This is a genomic window from Actinokineospora sp. HUAS TT18 (genome assembly GCF_051364635.1).
Lineage (GTDB): Bacteria > Actinomycetota > Actinomycetes > Mycobacteriales > Pseudonocardiaceae > Actinokineospora.
This window is the reverse complement of record NZ_CP195645.1, coordinates 2,310,804-2,325,870: the sequence shown is the minus strand read 5'-3', so window position 1 is coordinate 2,325,870 and position 15,067 is coordinate 2,310,804. Positions and strand designations below refer to the sequence as shown.

Genomic DNA, 15,067 nt, shown 5'->3' with positions numbered 1-15,067 from the left:
TGTGCATCAGATCGGTGTCAACACGTGGGTGTGGACTTCCCCGCTCACTGACGAGTCGATCACCCACCTCGCCGCGAAAGCGGCGGGGTGGGGGTTCGGGGTGCTGGAACTGCCGGTCGAGAACGTCGGCGACTGGAGTCCGGCACACGCCGCGCGCGTGCTCGGCGAGCACGGCCTCGGCGCGACCGTGTGCCTGGTGATGCCGCCGGGCCGCGAGCTCGTCGCGGCGGACGCGGCCACTGTGTCGTCCACACAGGACTATCTGCGCACGGTGGTGGACATCGCCGCCGAGGTCGGGTCGCCGGTGATCGCCGGACCCGCCTACACCTCGGTCGGCCGCACCTGGCGGCTCTCCCCGGCGGACCGCGCCAGCGCCTACGCCGAGCTGCGCGACAACCTGGCCCCCGTCGTCGAGCACGCCCGCTCGGCGGGGGTCCGGGTCGCCGTCGAGCCGCTCAACCGCTACGAGACCAGCCTGCTCAACACCGTCGACCAGACCCTGACCGCCCTCGACGGGCTGCCGGTCGACGGCTGCGGGGTGGCGCTGGACATCTACCACCAGAACATCGAGGAACAGGACATCGCGGCCGCGGTCCGCGCCGCGCGTGGGCGCATCGCCCACGTGCAGGTGTGCGCCAACGACCGCGGCGCGCCCGGTGCCGACCACCTCGACTGGCCCGGCTTCCTGGCCGCGCTGGCCGACGCGGAGTACACAGGCCCCCTGTGCATCGAGTCGTTCACCGCGGAGAACGCGAGCATCGCCACCGCCGCGTCGATCTGGCGGCCGCTGGCGGCCAGCCAGGACGCGCTCGCTCTGGACGGTCTGGACTTCCTGCGGGAGGTGGTCGGGAAAACCGCCTGAGCAAGCTCAACCGTCTACGGCGCCGGCACGCCGCGTGAAAAGAAAGTGTGAGGACTATGCAGTCCGTTTCGCCCCTGCGCACCGCGATGGCTGTGGTGCTGGCCTTGCTGGTCATGATCGGTGTGGTCCCCGCCGCCGCGGCTCATCCTGGACACGCACAGGACGCCGAGTTCCGTGCCCTGCTTTTCACCAAGGTCGCTGCCGGCAGCTATAGACACGACTCGATCCCCGCCGGGATCGCGATGATCGAGCAGCTCGCGACGGACCACCACTTCGAGGTGGTCACCAGCGACGACTCGAACCAGTTCAACGACGCCAACCTCGCCACCTTCGACGTGGTCATCATGCTGCAGAACGGCGGCATGGTCTGGGACACCGACGCCCAGCGTGCCGCCGTGCAGACCTACGTCAACAACGGTGGCGGCATCGTCGCGATCCACAACGCGACGGACATGAACATCGAATCGCAGTTCCCGTGGTGGGACAACTTCGTGCTCGCGGGCTCGCACATGACCGCGCACGCGGTCAACGGCCTGACCGCGACCTCCTATCAGATCGACGAGGTGCACGAGTCGACCAAGCACCTGCCGGACCGCTGGGTCAAGGCGGAGGAGTGGTACAACTTCAAGCCGTCGATGCGCGGCAAGGTGCACTCCCTGGTCGAGGTCGATGAGAAGACCTACAACGCGGGCCCCGAGGCCATGGGCACCGACCACCCGATCTCGTGGTGCCGCGACGCCGAGGGCGGCCGGGTGTGGGCGACGGGCATGGGCCACAACATCGCCGACTACACCGAGCCGAACTTCGTCGCGCACATCCTCGGCGGCATCCGCACCGCCGCGGGCGCCGTCCCGGCCGACTGCTCGGCCACCGTGGACGGCAGCTTCGAGAAGGTCACCCTCGACGACACCACGCACGCGCCGACCTCGCTCGACATCGCCCCGGACGGCCGGGTGTTCTTCACCGAGCTGCTCGGCGAGATCCGCGTGTACGACCCGGCGACCGGCGCGACCTCGACCGCGCTGGCCAAGCCGGTCTACAGCGGCGGCGAGGACGGCATGATCTCCGTCGCGCTCGCCCCGGACTTCGCCACCAGCAACCACATCTACGTGTACTACTCGCCGCCGGGCACCGCCGAGATCAACCGGCTGTCCCGGTTCACCGTCCAGGGCAACGCGATCACGCCGAGCAGTGAGGTCACGGTCTTGGAGGTGCCCGCGTCGCGCACCGAGGAGCCCGGCCACACCGGCGGGTACATCGAGTTCGGCCCGAACGGGAACCTGTACCTCGGTGTGGGCGACGACGTGAACCCGTTCCAGTCCAGCGGGTACGCCCCGATCGACGAGCGCAACGGCCGCGTCCTGTTCGACGCCCAGCGGACCTCGGCGAACACCAACGACCTGCGCGGCAAGATCCTGCGCATCCACCCGGAGCCCAACGGCACCTACACGATCCCGGCGGGCAACATGTTCGCCCCGGGCACGGCGAAGACCAGGCCCGAGATCTACGCCATGGGCTTCCGCAACCCGTTCCGCTTCAACGTCAGCTCCGACGGCACGCTCTACCTGGCCGACTACGGCCCCGACGCGGGCGGCGACAACGCCAACCGGGGGCCCGCCGGCCTGGTCGAGTGGAACGTGATCAAGAACCCGGGCAACTACGGCTGGCCGTACTGCGTGGGCAACAACATCCCGTTCAACGACTACGACTTCGCCACCGGCACCTCCGGCGCCAAGTTCGACTGCGCGAACCCGACCAACACCTCGCCGAACAACACCGGCCTGACCACGCTGCCCGCCGCCCGCGCGGCCGACGTCTGGTACGGCAACGGAGCCGACGGCAACAAGTTCCCCGAGATGGGCGGCGGCGGCGAGGCGCCCATGGCGGGCCCGCGCTACGAGTTCGACCCGAACCTGGTGTCGGACACCAAGTTCCCGGCGTACTACGACGGCAAGCCGTTCTTCTACGAGTGGGCGCGCAACAAGTTCTGGACCTTCTCCCAGGACGACAACGGTGGCCTGCTGAAGATCGACCCGTGGTACACCTCGGCGACTCCCGCGTCCCCGATGGACATGAAGTTCGGTCCCGACGGCGCGATGTACCTCGTCGAGTGGGGCATCGGCTACGGACGCGACAACGCCGACTCCGGCGTCTACCGGATCGACTACACCCAGGGCAACCGGCGGCCGACGGCCAAGGCGGCGGCCACGCCGTCCTCCGGCCAGGCGCCGCTCGCGGTCGCGTTCTCCGGCGCGGGTTCGTCCGACCCGGAGGGCACCGCGCTGACCTACGCGTGGACCTTCGGCGACGGCGGCACCGGCACCGGGGCCACCCCGAGCCACACCTACACGGCCAACGGCGTCTACAACGCCCAGCTCACGGTGACCGACACGTCGGGCAAGAGCGCGGTGGCGAACGTGGCCGTGACCGTCGGCAACACCGCGCCGACGGTGACGATGGCCAACCCGGTGGACGGCGGCTTCTTCGACTTCGGTGACGACGTGGCGTTCAACCTGGACATCACCGACCCCGAGGACGGGACGCCTGACTGCGGGCGCGTCGTCGTGCAGCCCGCGCTCGGCCACGAGGCCCACGCCCACCCGATCGACCAGATCAACGCCTGTTCCGGCCAGTTCCCGACGGTCGTCGACGAGGGCCACGCCGACAGCGACATCTTCTACTCCGTCGACGCGTCCTACACCGACAGCGGCGCGGGCTCGCTGCCGCCGCTGGTCGGCCGCGACGTCGCGGTGATCCAGCCCAAGCACAAGCAGGCCGAGTTCTACGGCGAGTCCTCCGGCGTCACCGCGCAGTCCGACGCGGCCGCCGAGGCGGGCAAGCGCGTCGGGGACATCTCCAACGGCGACTGGATCGCGTACTCGCCGGTCAACCTGCACCAGATCGACCACGTCACGGCCCGCGTCTCGGCGGCGTCCGCGGGCGGCTCCATCGAGCTGCGCAAGGACTCGCCGACCGGTGGCCTGGTCGCGACCATCCCGGTCCCGGCGACCACCGGCTACGTCACGCTGCCCGACGTCGCGGTGACCGACCCCGGTGGCACCATGAAGCTCGTCGCGGTGTTCCGCACCACGGCGAACAACCAGTTCACTGTGGACTCGTTCACCTTCATCGGCAAGGGCGTCTCGGTCAACGCGGCCCCGCACGTCGTGGTGAACGCGCAGCCGACCAGCGGCACCGCGCCGCTCGACGTCGCCTTCACCGCGACGGCCGCTGACCCGGAGAACAACACCCCGTTCACCTACGCGTGGAACTTCGGTGACGGGACCACCGGTTCCGGTGCCTCGGTGAACCACACCTACGCGGCCAACGGCACCTTCACCGCTTCGGTGACGGTCACCGACTCTGCTGGCCGGACCAAGACGGTGACGACCCCCGTGGTGGTGCGCCCCGCGCCGATGCCGCCGATCACCTGTGGAGTGCCGAACCCGACGGTCCCGGAGAGCGACGAGTTCGACAGCGACCGGCTCGACGGCTGCCGCTGGGACGCCGTCGTCCGACCCGACCTGCCGACCATGCACATGAGTGGCGGCCGGTTGAGCATCGAGACCCAGCCGGGTGACATCAACGGCGGGTCGAACCAGAACCCGCGCAACTTCGTCCTGCAGAACGCCCCCGCGGGCGACTGGACGGTGGAGACGCGGATCTCGGCGCCGCTGGTGGAGAAGTACCAGCTGGCCGGGCTCATGGTGTACGGCAACGACGACGACTACGTGAAGTTCGACGTGGTCGCCACCAACAACGCCGGTTCGCCGCCGTCGCTGCGGGCGGAGTTGGTGTCGGAGAACGCCGCTCAGTTCGGCAACGGCGGAAACCGGAGCATCGCGCTCGGCTCGCCCGAGAGCGGCTGGTGGCACCTGCGGCTGACGAAGACCGGCGGCAACTACGTCGGCGAGATCAGCGACGGCGGCTCTGAGTGGGTCTCCCTCGGCGAGGCGGTCACCAACGACGTGCCGAGCCCGAAGGTCGGCGTCATGGCCATCGGACCGCAGCAGACCAACGGCCCGGTGACGGTCGACTTCGACTGGTTCCACCTGACCGCGTCGGGCACGCCGCCGATCACCTGCGCCACCCCGGGCACGGACGTGCCGCCGAACGACGAGTTCGCGGGCGACCGGCTCGACGGGTGCCGCTGGGACGCGGTGGTCCGGCCGGACCTGCCGAGCATGCAGGTGGCCGACGGCAAGTTGGGCATCAAGACCCTGCCGGGCGACATCAACGGCACGAACAATGGGGACCCGCGCAACTTCGTCCTGCAGACCGCCCCGGCGGGTGACTGGACGGTGGAGACGCGGATCTCGGCGCCGCTGGTGGAGAAGTACCAGCTGGCCGGGTTGATGGTGTACGGGAATGACGACGACTACGTGAAGTTCGACGTGGTCGCGGTCAACAACGCCGGGTCGGCGCCGTCCCTGCGGGCGGAGCTGGTGGCGGAGAACGCGGCGCAGTTCGGCAGCGGCGGCAACCAGAGCATCGCGCTGACCGCTCCGTCGAGCGGCTGGTGGCAGCTCCGGCTGACCAAGACCGGGACGAGCTACACCGGCGAGATCAGCGGCGACGGTACGACGTGGACGTCAGTGGGGGCCGCGGTCACCAACGACGTCCCGAGCCCGAAGGTGGGTGTGATGGCGATCGGTCCACAGCAGACCAGCTCGGTGCGGGTCGACTTCGACTGGTTCCGCCTGCGGCTGCCGGAACTGCCCGCGATCACCTGCGGCGTGCCGGATCCGGCGATCTCCTACAGCGACGAGTTCGACAGCGACCGGCTCGACGGCTGCCGCTGGGACGCCGTCGTCCGACCCGACCTGCCGACGATCCACATGACCGGCGGCCGGTTGAGCATCGACACCCAGCCGGGTGACATCAACGGCACGTCGAACCAGAACCCGCGCAACTTCGTCCTGCAGAACGCCCCCGCGGGCGACTGGACGGTCGAGACGCGGATCTCGGCGCCGCTGGTGGAGAAGTACCAGCTCGCCGGACTGATGGTCTACGGCAACGACGACGACTACGTGAAGTTCGACGTCGTGGCGACCAACAACCCCGGTTCGGCACGGACCCTTCGCGCCGAGCTGGTGTCGGAGAACGCGGCGCAGTTCGGCGGCGGCGGCAACCAGAGCATCGCGCTGACCGCTCCGTCGAGCGGCTGGTGGCAGCTCCGGCTGAAGAAGACCGGGACCAACTACACCGGCGAGATCAGCGGCGACGGCACCACGTGGACCTCGCTGGGGGCCGCGGTCACCAACGACGTCCCGAGCCCGAAGTTCGGCGTCATGGCGATCGGCCCGCAGCAGACCGCGGGTTCGGTGCAGGTCGACTTCGACTGGTTCCGCGTGTCCGGTGTGGACAGTACGGCGCCGACGGTGACCGCCGCGGCGACCGGGTCGGCCGGGGCCAACGGCTGGTGGACAGCCGCGCCGACGGTGACGATCACCGCCCAGGACGACAGCTCCGGGGTCGCGGCGACCGAGTACCGGGTCGACAACGGCACCTGGACGTCCTACACCGCGCCGTTCACCGTGGGCGGCGACGGGACGCACGTGGTCGAGTACCAGGCCCGTGACGTCGCGGGCAACGTGTCGGCGCCGGGTTCGCTCACGGTCAAGGTCGACGCCGCGGCGCCGACGGTGACGGTGTCCGGCCTGGTCGACGGCGCGAGCTACGGGCACTCGCTGGACCGTGTCGTCGGCTGGCAGGCCGCCGACGCGACCTCGGGTGTCGGGTCGGTCAGCGCCAAGCTCGACGGCGCGGCGCTGACGGCGAACCAGACCGTCGCGATGCGCAACCTGGCGCTGGGCACGCACCAGGTCGTGGTCACCGCGACCGACGCCGCGGGGCTGACCCGGCAGGTGACGGTGACCTTCACCGTCACCACGTCGGTGCCCGACCTGCGGGCGCTGGTGGACCGGTTCGCCGCCGAGCGGCGCATCACGGCCGAGACCGCGCGCACGATGCGTGAGCAGCTCGACACGGCCGCCGCGCACCTCGCCAAAAATGACCGGGCCAAGGCCATCGCCAAGCTCGAGGACTTCCGTAAGCTCGCCACCCGAAAGGTCACTGATGTGCCCGTGCGGGACCTGCTGGTGGGCGACGCGGGAGCGGTCATCACGGCACTGCGCGGGAACTAGTACGTCTGGGGCGCGGTTGCCGGACCGCGCCCCGCGACGGCAGGCGTCGGGCGGCATCACCGCCGCCCGGCGCCGCCCCGTCGGCTAAGCGAGGGAAGGACGGCGTCATGGCTGGGACTGGGTTATGGCTGATCGGGGCGCGCGGGTCGGTCTCGACCACCGCCGTCAGCGGGCTGCTCGCGCTGCGGGCGGGGCTGGCGCCGCCGACAGGATGTGTGACGGAGCGCCCGGAGTTCGCCGACGTGCCGCTGCCCCGCTGGGACGAGTTGGTCGTCGGCGGCCACGACGTGGTGTCGACGCCCCTGGAGAAGACCGCGGCGCACCTCGCCGCGTCCGGCGTGCTGCCGGGGCACCTGCTCGGGCTGATTGGTTCAGACCTCCGCGCGGTCGACGCCGAGATCCGCGACGGCTACCACCCGGTGAGCCACCACGGGAGCCAGGCCGAGGCCGCCGAGCGGATGGTGGCCGACATCGTCGGGTTCCGTGAGCGGCACGGGCTGGACAGGGTGGTCGTGGTCAACGTGTCGTCGACCGAGCCGCCCGTGCCGTTCGTGCCGGAACACGACGACCTGGCCGCGCTGGAGTCGGCGATGGCCGACGCGAGCCGTTCGGTGCTGCCGCCGAGTTCGGTCTCGGCCTACGCGGCGCTGCGGGCGGGCTGCCCGTTCGTCGACTTCACCCCGTCGACGGGGATCGCGCTGCCGGTGCTGGAGCGCCTCGCCAAGGATCTCGGCATCCCCTTCGCGGGCCGGGACGGGAAGACGGGGGAGACGCTGCTCCGCACGGTGCTGGCGCCGATGTTCACCGCCCGCGCCCTGCGGGTGCGGTCGTGGGCGGGCACCAACCTGCTCGGCGGCGGCGACGGCGCCACCCTGCACGACCCCAGCCGCGCGGCGAGCAAGCTCGAGTCGAAGGCCCGCGGCCTGGCGGCGCTGCTCGGCCACGACGTGACCGCGCCGCTGCACATCGACAACGTGCCGGACCTGGGCGAGCAGAAGACCGCGTGGGACCACGTGTCGTTCGAGGGCTTCCTCGGCGCGCGCATGACTCTGCAGTTCACCTGGACCGGGCTGGACTCCTCGCTGGCGGCGCCGTTGGTGCTGGACCTGGCCAGGCTCGCCGCGGCGGCGCACGCCGACGGGCAGTCGGGCGCGCTGGGCGCGCTGGCGGTGTTCTTCAAGGACCCGCTGGGCTCCGACGAGCACCGCTTCGCCGAGCAGACCCGCGAGCTGTACCGCTGGGCCGGGGAGCTGGCCCGATGAACCCCTACGTCCAGCTGGTCCGCGCCCCCGCCGCGCTGACCGTGCTCGGTGACACCGTCGCGGGCGCGGCGGCGAGCGGGCGGCCGCTGACCGGCAGGCGGTTGCTGCTGCCGCTCGCCTCGGTCGCGCTGTACTGGTCGGGGATGGCGCTGAACGACTGGTCGGATCGGCGGTTGGACGCCGTCGAGCGGCCGGAGCGGCCGATCCCGTCCGGGCGGATCAGCCCGAACGCGGCGTTGGCGACCGCGGTCGGCCTGAGCGCGGCTGGGCTCGGGATCGCCGCGTGGGCGGGCGGCCGGGACTCGCTGCGGGTCGCGGGCCTGCTGACCGCGGCGGTCTGGTCCTACGACACGGTGCTGAAGTCGACCCCGGTCGGCCCGGTCGCGATGGCCGCGTGCCGGGGGCTGGACGTGCTGCTGGGCGCGGGGCACGCCCGGTCCGGGGCGGCGCTGCCCGCCGCGGCGGCGCTGGCCTCGCACACGTTGGCCGTGACCGCGCTGTCGCGGGGCGAGGTGCACGGCGGGTCGAGCGCGACGGCGACGGCCGCGCTCGGCGGCACCGCGGTCACCGCCCTGGCCGCCATCGGGGGACCGGCGCCGTCACCGCGGCACCGGCTCGCCGGGGTCGCGGGCGCGGTGGCCTACGCCGCGACGGTCGGCCGGGCGCAGTACGCCGCCCTCGTCGACCCCACCGCGGCCTCGGTACGCCAGGCGACGAAAGCCGGCATCCACGGAATGGTCCCCCTGCAGTCCGCGCTGGCCGCCAGGAGCGGTTCGGTCCTCGGCGCGGCGCTGGTCTCGTTGGCCCTGCCGCTGGCGCGGCGGCTGAGCCGGAAGGTGAGCCCGACATGACGTTCCACCTCGGCTACGGCACCAACGGCTTCGCCAACCACCGGCTCGACGACGCCCTCGCGGTCATCGCCGACCTCGGCTATACCGGCGTCGCCCTCACCCTCGACCACCACCACCTCGACCCGTTCGCCGACGACGTCGGCCGCGAGGCCGACCGGATCGCCGCCCGGCTCGACCAGCTCGGGCTGCGCGTCGTGGTGGAGACCGGCGCGCGGTATCTGCTGGACCCGCGCCACAAGCACCACCCGACGCTCGTCAGCGAGTCGCAGGAGGTCCGGGTCGACTTCCTGCTGCGGGCCATCCGGATCGCGGCGTCGCTGGGCGCGGACTGCGTGTCCTTCTGGTCCGGGATCCGCCCGTCCACAGTAGAGCCAAGCGCGGCGTGGGCGCGGATGCTGTCCGGTGTCTCCGAGGTACTCGAAGGCGCCGCCCAGCACGGGGTGCCGCTCGGGCTGGAGCCTGAGCCGGGGATGCTGGTCGAACGGCTCGGCGACGCGCTGCGGCTGCGGGCCGAGCTGGGGTCGCCGGAGCTGCTGGGCATCACTCTCGACGTCGGCCACTGCGTCGCCGTCGAGCCCGAGGACGCCGCCGCTTGCATCCGGAAGGCCGCTGGCCTGCTGGTCAACGTGCAGTTGGACGACATGCTGCCCGGCGTGCACGAGCACCTGGAGTTCGGCGACGGCGTCCTCGACCTGCCCGCGACCCTGGCCGCGCTGACCGAGGTCGGCTACACCGGGCTGGCCGCGGTTGAGCTGCCCCGGCACAGCCACGCCGCCCCCGACGTGGCCCGCCGCGCGCTCGACGCGCTCCGCTCCGCGATGTCCACTGTGGATCACCCGTGGCTGGTCGCTGCCGAGCAGTCGGTGCGGACTTCACCCGAGTCGATCCGCAAGCTGTTCCCCGCGGTCGGCCGGGAAGTCGGGCAGTCGGCGGCGGACGCCGCGCGCACCCGGCTGCTCGTCGCGTGCGCCGCGGTGGCCGACGACTTCGGCCAAGAGTTGACCGACCTCTACCGCTACGGCGACGAAGCCGAGCGCCGCGGTGTCCTGCACGCGCTCGCCGAGGTCGGCAAGCTCGCGCCGGAGGCCGGGGTCGACATCGTCAAGGACGCGTTGCGCACCAACGACACCACGCTGGTCGCCGCCGCGCTCGGGCCGTTCGCCGCCGAGCACCTCGACCAGCACGCCTGGCGCCACGGCGTCCTGAAGTGCCTGTTCACCTCGATCCCGCTAGCCGCCGTCGCCGGGCTCGACCGCCGGGTGGACGGCGAACTGCTGCGCATGGTCGGCGCCTTCGCCGACGAACGCACGGCCGCGGGGCGCGCCGTGCCCGCCGATGCCGTCGACCTGCTGAGGAGCCAGAGCTGATGCGTGTCTTCGATCCCCACATCCACATGACCTCCCGCACCACCGACGACTACGAGGCGATGCGCGCCGCCGGGGTCCTCGCGCTGGTCGAACCCGCGTTCTGGCTGGGACAGCCGCGCACGTCGGTCGGCTCGTTCACCGACTACTTCGACGCGCTGATCGGCTGGGAGCGGTTCCGCGCGGCCCAGTTCGGCATCCGGCACCACTGCGCGATCGCGCTGAACCCCAAGGAGGCCAACGACCCGCGGTGCGTGCCGGTCCTGGACCTGCTGCCGCGGTACCTGGCCAAGGACGGCGTGGTCGCGGTCGGCGAGATCGGGTTCGACTCGATGACCCCGGAGGAGGACTACGCGTTCGCCCGGCAGCTGGAGATGGCCGTCGAGCATGGGCTGCCCGCGCTCGTCCACACCCCGCACCGGGACAAGGCCGCGGGCACCCAGCGCACGCTCGACATGGTCGCCGAGTCCGGCATTCCCGCCGAGCACGTCGCCGTCGACCACCTCAACGAGATGACCGTGAAGCTGGTCAAGGACTCCGGCTGCTGGATGGGCTTCTCGGTGTACCCGGACACCAAGATGGACGAGACGCGGATGGTCGCGATCCTGAAGGAGTTCGGCACCGAGCGCGTCCTGGTGAACTCGGCGGCCGACTGGGGCCGCTCCGACCCGCTCAAGACGATCAAGACCGGGGCCGCGATGCTGGCGGCGGGCTTCACCGAGTCCGATGTGGACACCGTGCTGTGGCAGAACCCGGTCGACTTCTACGGCCAGAGCGGACGCCTCATGCTCGACGAGGTGGCCACCGGCGAGACGTTCGCGGGCAACTCGGTGCTGCGCGGGGAACGCGCGTGATCCCGGCTTACTGTACGAACGTCCACCCCGCCGAGGACCTCGCCGGCGTCGTCGCCCAGCTCGACCGCTACGCCGTGCCGGTGCGCGAGGAACTCGGCGCCGACACGCTGGCGCTCGGCCTGTGGCTGTCGGCGCCGGTCGCCACCGCGCTCGCGGCCGACGTGACCGCGCGGCGCGGCCTGCGGGCCGAACTCGACGCGCGTGGGCTGACCGTGAGCACGCTCAACGCCTTCCCCTACGGCGGTTTCCACGACGAGGTGGTCAAGCACGCCGTCTACCTGCCGCGCTGGACCGACCGGCGCCGCGTCGGCTACACCGCCGACTGCGCGACCGTGCTCGCCGACCTGCTGCCCGACTCGGCGGCCTACGGCAGCATCTCGACGCTGCCGCTGGGCTGGCGGGAGCCGTGGACGGCGGCCGACGACGCCCGCGCGCGGGCGGCGTTCGGCACGATCACCCAGGTGTTGCGGACCGTGTCCGACCGGCCGATCCGGCTGGCCGTCGAGCCGGAGCCGGGCTGCGTGCTCGACACCGTGGCCGACGCGGTCGGCTGGCTGGCCGGGAACGTCGACCCCGAGTACGTCGGGCTCTGCCTGGACACCTGCCACCTCGCGGTGTCGTTCGCCGACCCGGCCCCGACCGTCGCGTCGATCTACGACGCGGGGCTGTCGGTGGTCAAGGTGCAGGCTTCGGCGGCGCTGGAGGTCGCCTCGCCGGGGTCGCCGGAGTCCGCCGCGGCGCTGGCGGAGTTCGCCGAGCCGCGCTACCTGCACCAGGTCCGGGAGAACAGCCCGCTCGGCGTGCTGGCTGCCGACGACCTGCCGGACGCCTTCGCCGAGCTGCCCGCCGACCACCCGTGGCGGGTCCATTTCCACGTACCGCTGCACGCCGCTCCGCCCGCGCCGCTCACCTCGACCACCGGCGTGCTGTTGGCCGCGCTGGCGGCCCTGCGGTCGGCGGGGGCGGCGCCGCACATCGAGGTGGAGACCTACACCTGGTCGGTGCTGCCCGGCTTCGACCAGGCCGGATTGTCGTCGGGCATCGCCGCGGAGCTGCGCTGGGCGGCGGAGAACTTGGGAGCGCTCGTATGAAGCCATTGGTGGTCATCGACGTCGTTGGTATGACGCCGAAGCTGTTGGCGCACATGCCGAATCTCGCCCGCCTCGGCTGGCAGGCCGAGCTGGGCACGGTGCTGCCCGCGGTGACGTGCAGCGTGCAGTCGACGTTCCTGACCGGCCGTACCCCCGAGGAACACGGGATCGTGGGGAACGGGTGGTACTTCCGCGACACCGGCGAGGTGCACCTGTGGCGCCAGCACAACGCGCTCGTGGCGGGGGAGAAGGTGTGGGAGACCGCGCGCCGTGAGCACCCCGGCTACAAGGTGGCCAACGTGTGCTGGTGGTACGCGATGGGCGCCTCGACCGACATCGTCGTCACCCCGCGGCCCATCTACCACGCCGACGGCCGCAAGTCGCCCGACTGCTACGTGCGCCCGGTGGAGCTGCACGACCGGCTGACCGGGGAACTGGGCGAGTTCCCGCTGTTCCAGTACTGGGGGCCGACGGCGTCGATCAAGTCGAGCGAGTGGATCGTCGGGGCGGCCCGGCAGATCCTGGTGAAGGACCAGCCGGACCTGCTGCTGGTGTACGTGCCGCACCTGGACTACGACCTGCAGCGCTTCGGCCCCGACTCCCCGGAGGCCGTGGTGGCGGCGCGGGAGGTCGACGCGGCCATCGCCCCGCTGCTCGACGACGCCCGGGCGCTCGGTGCCACCGTGGTCGCGCTGTCGGAGTACGGGATCACGCCCGCGCGCAAGCCGGTCGACATCAACCGGGAGCTGCGCCGGGAAGGGCTGCTGGAGGTCTACACCCAGGCGGGCATGGAGTATCTGGACCCGTGGACGTCGCGGGCGTTCGCGGTCGCGGACCACCAGATCGCGCACGTGTACGTGCCCGATCCGGCCGACCTGCCGACGGTGAAGCGGATCTTGAGCGAGCTGCCGGGGGTCGACTCGGTGGTCGAGCGCGCCGCGGCGGGGCTGGACCACGAGCGCGCGGGTGAGCTGGTCGCGATCGCCGCGCCTGACGCCTGGTTCACCTACTACTACTGGACCGACGACGACCGCGCGCCGGACTTCGCCCGCGGTGTCGACATCCACCGCAAGCCGGGATACGACCCGGCGGAGCTGTTCTTCAACCCGGCCGACCCGCTGGTCAAGGGCAAGGCGGCGCTGAACCTGGCGCGCAAGAAGCTCGGCCTGCGGTACACGATGAGCATCGTGCCCCTGGACCCGTCGTGCGTGCGCGGAACGCACGGCAGGCTGCCCGACCAGCCTGAGGACGGTCCGGTGCTGCTGTGTTCCGACCCGGCCGCCGCGCGCACGCGGCTCGCCGCGACCGAGGTCCGCGATTTCCTGCTCGAACTGCAAGGTATCTCAGTGAAGGAGCCCGTTCGATGAGCCGCCCGATCACCCTGTTCACCGGCCAGTGGGCCGACCTCCCCTTCGACGAGGTGTGCGCACTCGCCGCGAAGTGGGGGTACGACGGGGTGGAGATCGCCTGTTCGGGCGACCACTTCGAGGTCGACCGCGCGGTGTCGGAGGACGGGTATGTCGAGGCCAAGCTCGCCCAACTCGACCGCCACGGCCTGAAGGTCTACGCCATCTCCAACCACTTGGTCGGCCAGGCGATCTGCGACGACCCGATCGACTTCCGCCACCAGGCCATCCTCCCCACCCGCATCTGGGGCGACGGCTCCCCGGAGGGCGTCCGCAGGCGCGCCGCCGCCGACATGGCCGACACCGCCCGCGCGGCGGCGAAGCTCGGGGTGGACACGGTGGTGGGGTTCACCGGGTCGAAGATCTGGAAGTACGTGGCGATGTTCCCGCCGGTGCCGGAGTCGGTCATCGAGGACGGCTACACCGACTTCGCCAACCGCTGGAACCCGATCCTGGACGTGTTCGACGAGGTGGGTGTCCGGTTCGCCCACGAGGTCCACCCGTCGGAGATCGCCTACGACTTCTGGACCACCCGCCGAACGCTGGACGCGATCGGCAACCGCCCGGCCTTCGGCCTCAACTGGGACCCTTCGCACTTCGTGTGGCAGGACCTGGACCCCGTCGGCTTCATCCTGGACTTCGCCGACCGCATCTACCACGTCGACTGCAAGGACACCCGCAAGCGCTTCGACGGCCGCGGCGGTCGGCTCGGGTCGCACCTGCCGTGGGGCAACCCGCGGCGAGGCTGGGACTTCGTGTCGACCGGGCATGGGGACGTGCCCTGGGAGGACTGCTTCCGCGCACTGAATTCGATCGGGTACAAGGGCCCGATCTCGGTGGAGTGGGAGGACGCGGGCATGGACCGGTTGCGGGGTGCACAGGAGGCGGTCAACTTCGTGCGGAACCTGGTATTCGACCCACCGACTGCCTCCTTCGACGCCGCTTTCAGCACCAAGCCCGACACCCACTGACCCTCAAGCAACGCAGGTCACGCCCACCAAACGCAAGATCCGTGCCAAACAACGCACTCAAGCCCTAAGCAGCGCAAGGGCCGCTACGGGAATGCCTGTTTGGGTGGTTCGCCTTGATTCGGGGCAAATGGGCCTTACTTACTATTGTTATGTGTTCTGACCTACAAAAAAAGGGGGCTCAAAGATCAAGGGCCGCCGTTGCGGCGACGATTCATCGTTACCCGATTGCGGCAAATCATGCTGTTTCCGCGTCGACTGCC

The 15,067-nt window shown here is 71.1% G+C and carries 9 protein-coding genes; all 9 read left to right on the top strand.

Going from position 1 to position 15,067, the window contains the following annotated elements; translation table 11 throughout:
- The first annotated feature begins 1 nt into the window (after position 1).
- A complete protein-coding gene (locus tag ACSHT8_RS10295) occupies positions 2 to 862 on the top strand; it encodes a sugar phosphate isomerase/epimerase family protein (RefSeq protein WP_436500027.1) in 861 nt (286 codons plus the stop codon).
- A gap of 56 nt (positions 863 to 918) precedes the next feature.
- Positions 919 to 7,008 (top strand): ThuA domain-containing protein, encoded by a 6,090-nt coding sequence (locus tag ACSHT8_RS10290; RefSeq protein ID WP_436500026.1) that lies wholly within the window; start codon positions 919 to 921, stop codon positions 7,006 to 7,008.
- Positions 7,009 to 7,115: 107 nt separating this feature from the next.
- Positions 7,116 to 8,270: an inositol-3-phosphate synthase gene (locus tag ACSHT8_RS10285; protein WP_436500024.1), complete on the top strand. Its 1,155-nt coding sequence runs from the start codon at positions 7,116 to 7,118 to the stop codon at positions 8,268 to 8,270.
- The gene (locus ACSHT8_RS10280; protein WP_436500022.1) at positions 8,267 to 9,121 is read left to right on the top strand and encodes an SCO3242 family prenyltransferase; all 855 of its coding nucleotides are present in this window, start codon (positions 8,267 to 8,269) and stop codon (positions 9,119 to 9,121) included. The genes ACSHT8_RS10285 and ACSHT8_RS10280 overlap by 4 nt, the downstream gene beginning before the upstream one ends.
- Positions 9,118 to 10,488, top strand: coding sequence for an EboA domain-containing protein (locus ACSHT8_RS10275; RefSeq protein WP_436500020.1), 1,371 nt, complete (start codon positions 9,118 to 9,120; stop codon positions 10,486 to 10,488). The genes ACSHT8_RS10280 and ACSHT8_RS10275 overlap by 4 nt, the downstream gene beginning before the upstream one ends.
- On the top strand, positions 10,488 to 11,339 hold the full coding sequence (locus ACSHT8_RS10270; protein ID WP_436500018.1) for a TatD family hydrolase: 852 nt from the start codon (positions 10,488 to 10,490) through the stop codon (positions 11,337 to 11,339). Before ACSHT8_RS10275 ends, ACSHT8_RS10270 begins: the two co-directional genes overlap by 1 nt.
- A complete protein-coding gene (gene eboE / locus ACSHT8_RS10265) occupies positions 11,339 to 12,430 on the top strand; it encodes a metabolite traffic protein EboE (protein WP_436502032.1) in 1,092 nt (363 codons plus the stop codon). Before ACSHT8_RS10270 ends, eboE begins: the two co-directional genes overlap by 1 nt.
- A complete protein-coding gene (locus ACSHT8_RS10260) occupies positions 12,427 to 13,797 on the top strand; it encodes an alkaline phosphatase family protein (RefSeq protein ID WP_436500017.1) in 1,371 nt (456 codons plus the stop codon). Before eboE ends, ACSHT8_RS10260 begins: the two co-directional genes overlap by 4 nt.
- Positions 13,794 to 14,807: a sugar phosphate isomerase/epimerase family protein gene (locus tag ACSHT8_RS10255; protein WP_436500016.1), complete on the top strand. Its 1,014-nt coding sequence runs from the start codon at positions 13,794 to 13,796 to the stop codon at positions 14,805 to 14,807. The genes ACSHT8_RS10260 and ACSHT8_RS10255 overlap by 4 nt, the downstream gene beginning before the upstream one ends.
- Positions 14,808 to 15,067 lie beyond the last annotated feature (260 nt).